Source organism: Hominisplanchenecus murintestinalis (assembly GCF_943193015.1).
Lineage (GTDB): Bacteria > Bacillota > Clostridia > Lachnospirales > Lachnospiraceae > Hominisplanchenecus_A > Hominisplanchenecus_A murintestinalis.
Genome location: NZ_CALPCM010000081.1, coordinates 1 through 5,410 on the forward strand (window position 1 = coordinate 1; position 5,410 = coordinate 5,410).

Here is a 5,410-nt window from a genome sequence, read left to right on the forward strand (position 1 = left end):
GAAGAAAAGAGATCAAGTCAAGATGGTTTTCCGGTTGAAATGTCTTAAAGAATATGTTATACTGTATGTGGTTTTGAAGGTACATATTATATAATGAAAGTCTGATGATTCAGGCTTTTTTTTGTTCTCGTAAGAAATAGGTTGCCAAAGGCGGTGAGAATCAGTAATGCTATTCCCGAGAAATAAAAAAGTTTTCATGTTAATTCTTCTTTTGGGAAAATTATAACATGGATTATAAGATTAGAATAGAAGAACAACGAGTCAAAAAGGAGAGAAATATGTTTCATATAGGAAGTCATATATCATCATCAAAAGGATATGCTGCTATGGGACGCCAGGCAGTAAAGCTGGGGGCAGATACGTTTGCATTTTTTACAAGAAATCCCAGGGGAGGAAGCGCAAAGGCGGTTCAGCAAGCGGATGTAGACAAATATCTGGAAATTGCAAAGGAACACAAATTTGCCCAAATTGTAGCGCATGCGCCTTACACATTAAATGCCTGTGCGGTAAAAGAAGAAATCCGTACTTTTGCCCGGGGAGTGTTTGCAGATGATTTACAACGTATGGAATATATTCCAGGACAATATTATAACTTTCATCCTGGAAGCCATGTAGGGCAGGGAGTGGAAAAAGGAATTGAGTGGATAGCAGGTATGCTGAATGAAAACCTGAGGCCGGAGCAGAGTACAACAGTGCTTTTGGAAACGATGGCAGGAAAAGGCAGTGAAGTAGGAAAGAATTTTGAGGAATTACGTGCTATTATAGATAGGATAGAGCTGTCAGATAAACTGGGGGTATGTCTAGATACTTGCCATGTATGGGATAGCGGTTATGACATTGTAAATAATCTGGATGGGGTTCTGGAAGAGTTTGAACATATCATAGGACTGGAGCGGCTAAAAGCAATTCATATTAATGACAGTATGAATCCTATGGGCAGCCATAAAGACCGTCATGCAAGAATTGGAGAGGGAACAATCGGTTTAGAGGCATTTCGAAGGATTGTCAGACATCCACTGCTGCAGGATATTCCGTTTATTTTGGAGACGCCGAATGATGATGCAGGCTGGGCGGGGGAAATTGCTATGTTAAGAAAAATGGCGGAAGAGAAATAATATAGTTTTACATGGATGTGTCAGCATTTTTCAAAATAATTAATAATAAAAAAGGACTAACGTTTATTAGTCCTTTTTTAGAGGCGACAACCAGATTTGAACTGGTGATCAGGGTGTTGCAGACCCACGCCTTACCACTTGGCTATGTCGCCTTACAGTTTCTATATTATATCAAACAGTTATACATTTGTCAAGAAAAAAATTAAAACTATTTGATATTTTATAACAGCCTAAATGGAAACTGTTATAAAATGACTCCTACGGGAATCGAACCCGTGTTACCGCCGTGAAAGGGCGATGTCTTAACCGCTTGACCAAGGAGCCATATCTTACCATTTGCAACAACTAATCAACATGATAGCACAATAACAAAAAGATTGCAAGTATTTTTTTAGATACATGAATTGGACTCTTGACTAATGAAATGGAAGATGATATATTGCTAATGGTATTGCAATAAAGCAGAAATATTTAGAGAGAAGGAGTTTTTTACAAATGGATGATGGTGGGAGTCAGATAGTGGCAGGTCTCATACTATTGACGATATTTCTCGTTTTGGAGTTTATTCTTACTGCTTTTCTATCAGCATTAGATACAGTGAGTGAAAGCGATATCAAAGAGAAAGATGGGACAAAAGCAGAATGGCTTTTGAAAATCAGGGACAATCCTAAATCCATGATAAATACTTTTCATGTTACGATAGTTTTTTTTGCAGCATTTCTGGGATGTTTTGCAGCATATGGGGCGGCGGAGTTTTGGAGAGGAGAATTACATATTCCGGTTTTGATATGTGAGCTGGCAATAGCGGTATTTCTGTTTGTGGTGCTTGGAATCCAGTTTCCCAGAGCATTGGGGACATATAAGGGGAAAGAAATTCTTTTTCGCCTGGCAGTTCCGGCAAAGGTTCTGTTGTTTCTTTTTTATCCGATAGCAGCGTTTATACAAGGCTGTGTTTATCTGCTCGCACTTCCTTTTGGGGTCAATACGAAGGAAATGCCGGAAGATGTGACAGAGGAAGAAATTATCTCTATGGTAAATGAGGGGCATGAACAGGGGGTCCTGGAGGCCAATGAAGCGGAGATGATTACAAATATTGTCGAATTCGGGGATAAAGAGGCGCAGGATGTTATGACGCACCGGACAAATATTGTAGGTGTGGACGGAAAGATAAATTTGAAAAGCGCCATTCAGTTTATGCTGGATGCTACAAATTCACGTTTTCCGGTATATGAGGAAGGCATGGATAACATTACAGGAATTATCCATTTGAAAGATGCCATGCGCTGCCATACGGCAGGGAATTACGATGAGTGGCTGATTAAAGATATCCCGGGATTGATTCGGCAAGCGGTATTTATACCAAAGACGAGGAAGATTAACCTTCTTTTTAAGAATATGCAGTCTAAGAAACTGCAGATGGTCATTGTAGCGGATGAATACGGTCAGACAGCGGGTCTGGTTGCACTGGAAGATATTCTGGAGGAAATCGTAGGTAATATCCAGGATGAATATGATGAAGATGTTGTTTATATTGAAGAACAGGCAGACGGCAGTTTTCTGGCGGACGGGATGACTCCGTTGGAAGAACTGGAGGATAGATTAGGCATTACATTTAAACTGGAAGAGGATATTGGGACATTAAATGGGTATCTGGTGTCAAAGCTGGATAAGATTCCGGCAGAAGATGAAAAATCGGTGATTGAAGATATGGGTTATTCGTTTCAGATTCTGAGTGTAGCCCGTAAAAAAATCCAGAGAGCCAGAATCCGGAAACTTTTAGAAAATACGGCGCCAGCTGTGCCGGAAGAAAAGTAAGTGAAAAAGAAAAGGAGCAGAAAGAAATGTCAGGACATTCAAAGTTTGCAAACATTAAGCACAAAAAGGAAAAAAATGATGCGGCAAAAGGAAAGATTTTTACGATTATCGGAAGAGAGATTGCGGTAGCCGTGAAAGAAGGCGGTTCAGACCCTGCAAATAACAGCAGGCTTCGGGATGTGATTGCGAAAGCAAAAGCTAACAATATGCCGAATGATACGATTGACAGGGGAATCAAAAAAGCTGCCGGGGATTCGAATGCCGTTAATTATGAGTATGTATCTTATGAGGGGTATGGTCCGGGAGGAATTGCTATCATTGTGGACGCTCTTACAGACAATAAAAACCGCACGGCAGCCAATGTAAGAAGCGCATTTACAAAGGGGAGCGGAAGCATTGGTACCCAGGGGTGCGTATCCTATATGTTTGATAAAAAAGGGCAGATTATTGTGGATAAAGAAGAATGTGAGATGGATGCTGATGATTTAATGATGCTGGCACTTGACGCAGGAGCAGAAGATTTTTCTGAAGAAGATGACTGCTATGAAATCATCACAGATCCGGATGCTTTTTCGGCAGTACGGGAAGTGCTTGAGAAAGAGGGGCTTGCCATGGCAGAGGCATCTGTAACTATGATTCCGCAGAACTATGTGGATTTGACGGAAGAGACGGCTGTGAAGAATCTGCAGAAAACGCTGGATTTGCTGGATGATGACGACGATGTGCAGTCCGTATACCATAATTGGAATGAGCCAACGACTCCGTAATAAGTTACAGAATATATATAGATGGCTTCCGATAAAAGGAGAAGATGCGGATGAGTTATTATACAGAGGCGATTGCAGGGATGCCGGGATTGTTGCTGGATATCCGGGAACCGATGGCAAATTATACAAAGGACATGTATGAAGGCGCTTTTCAGCAATATTATGACAAGAATTGCATGCTGTTTGAAAGCCTGGAAAATGGATATAATTCTGTTATTGATAAGGAACAGTATATTGAAAATATGGCAAATGCCCTGGGAGATGCCGCCGCCCGGTTTCTGGATGGAATTTCTAAAAGGGGGGACAGGCAGGCGAAACTTCTGGATTTCAATTTTGCCCTGGCTGCCTATGTATTTCCGGCTGTTTTAAAATATGGCGGAAATTCGTCAAGACCTTTGGCAGAGGCTGTACATAAGGTGTGGAAAGAGCATTTTCCCAAGACGAATGTGCATATTTCAGACTATGATGGGATTATGAAAGGGTTTAAACGGAAATCCTGTTATATTACAACGGCGGTATGTGAAACATTCAAAAAGCCTGATGACTGTTATGAGCTCACATTACTTAGGGATTATCGGGATAATTATTTAATGAATCAGGAAGAAGGCGAAGAGATTGTTCAGGAATATTATAATCTGGCGCCAACAATTGTGAAGCATATTAATAAGAAGAAAGACAGTAAGAAAATTTATGCAGATATCTGGAGTGATTATCTGTCACCGTGCATTTCCCTGATTGAAGAAGGAAAAAATGAAGAATGCCAAGAGCTTTATGTTAAGATGGTTAGGGGACTTCAAAAATTGTATTTTTAAATTTAGCCGAAAGACGGAAAGTCTTTCGGTTTTTTTTCTGATTTCAGGACACACTATTATGGAAGTATATGTTATGGAAAGGAAACAGAACATGGCTGAGAATGAAAGTGTGGAAAATAAGAAATCGAAAAAACCCGGACTGGGGAAAGAAGGAGAGGATATTAAAGAATTCGGACAGATGATGCTGGGACAGAAAATACATCTTCTCTCTGTTATAGGGGAAATTGAAGGGCATGAGTGTCTGTCGGCAAATACAAAAACTACAAAATACGAGCATGTTCTTCCTCAGCTTGCCGCTATTGAGGAGAGTGAGGAGATAAAGGGGCTTTTGGTTTTGCTCAACACGGTTGGGGGAGATGTAGAGGCAGGGCTGGCTATTGCTGAAATGATTGCTTCCATCAGTAAGCCAACTGTTTCCCTTGTGCTCGGAGGAAGCCATTCTATTGGAGGGCCAATTGCGGTTTCTACAGACTACTCTTTTATCGTACCGACAGGGACGATGGTTATCCATCCGGTGAGAATGAATGGGACGGTAATCGGCGCGCCGCAGACGTATGATTATTTTAAGCAGATGCAGGATCGGATTTTGGGATTTTTGTCTACACACTGCAAGGCTACAAAAAGGCGGCTGGAGGAACTGATGCTGGATACCGGGATGCTCACGAAGGATTTGGGAACTATCCTGGTAGGAGAGCAGGCGGTGAAAGAAGGGCTGATTGATGAGGTAGGAGGAATCAAAGAAGCGCTGGCGAAAGTACAGGAGATGACGGCGTCTGCCTGACGGGGGCAGCGCGGCTGGCTATAGACATATTGCGGTTTGTCGGGGAGGTTGCCGCTTACACCATACAGTTATGGAACCGATAGTTTCTGTGCTTACTCCGGACAGTCACGGAACCGATAG

The 5,410-nt window shown here is 41.6% G+C and carries 5 protein-coding genes and 2 tRNA genes; 5 read left to right on the plus strand and 2 right to left on the minus strand.

The features are described from left to right. The first annotated feature begins 278 nt into the window (after positions 1–278). Positions 279–1,115, plus strand: coding sequence for a deoxyribonuclease IV (locus NFR99_RS14510; protein WP_120487034.1), 837 nt, complete (start codon positions 279–281; stop codon positions 1,113–1,115). Between the two features lie 81 nt (positions 1,116–1,196). Here the strand turns inward: NFR99_RS14510 and NFR99_RS14515 are convergent. Together NFR99_RS14515 and NFR99_RS14520 are read right to left on the minus strand one after the other, a co-directional pair. After that, a tRNA-Cys gene (locus tag NFR99_RS14515) sits at positions 1,197–1,267 on the minus strand. 100 nt (positions 1,268–1,367) lie between these two features. Further along, positions 1,368–1,439 (minus strand) — tRNA-Glu (locus tag NFR99_RS14520). A gap of 171 nt (positions 1,440–1,610) precedes the next feature. Between NFR99_RS14520 and NFR99_RS14525 the strand changes: the two genes are divergently transcribed. From NFR99_RS14525 to NFR99_RS14540, 4 genes are all read left to right on the plus strand, one after another. Further along, complete coding sequence (locus NFR99_RS14525; RefSeq protein WP_120487035.1) at positions 1,611–2,930, plus strand: hemolysin family protein; 1,320 nt, start codon at positions 1,611–1,613, stop codon at positions 2,928–2,930. Positions 2,931–2,956: 26 nt separating this feature from the next. Then, the gene (locus NFR99_RS14530; RefSeq protein WP_120487036.1) at positions 2,957–3,697 is read left to right on the plus strand and encodes a YebC/PmpR family DNA-binding transcriptional regulator; all 741 of its coding nucleotides are present in this window, start codon (positions 2,957–2,959) and stop codon (positions 3,695–3,697) included. 50 nt (positions 3,698–3,747) lie between these two features. Further along, on the plus strand, positions 3,748–4,509 hold the full coding sequence (locus tag NFR99_RS14535) for a CFI-box-CTERM domain-containing protein (protein ID WP_120487037.1): 762 nt from the start codon (positions 3,748–3,750) through the stop codon (positions 4,507–4,509). A 73-nt stretch (positions 4,510–4,582) separates the two neighbouring features. Next, positions 4,583–5,290 (plus strand): ClpP family protease, encoded by a 708-nt coding sequence (locus NFR99_RS14540; protein ID WP_330642218.1) that lies wholly within the window; start codon positions 4,583–4,585, stop codon positions 5,288–5,290. Positions 5,291–5,410 lie beyond the last annotated feature (120 nt).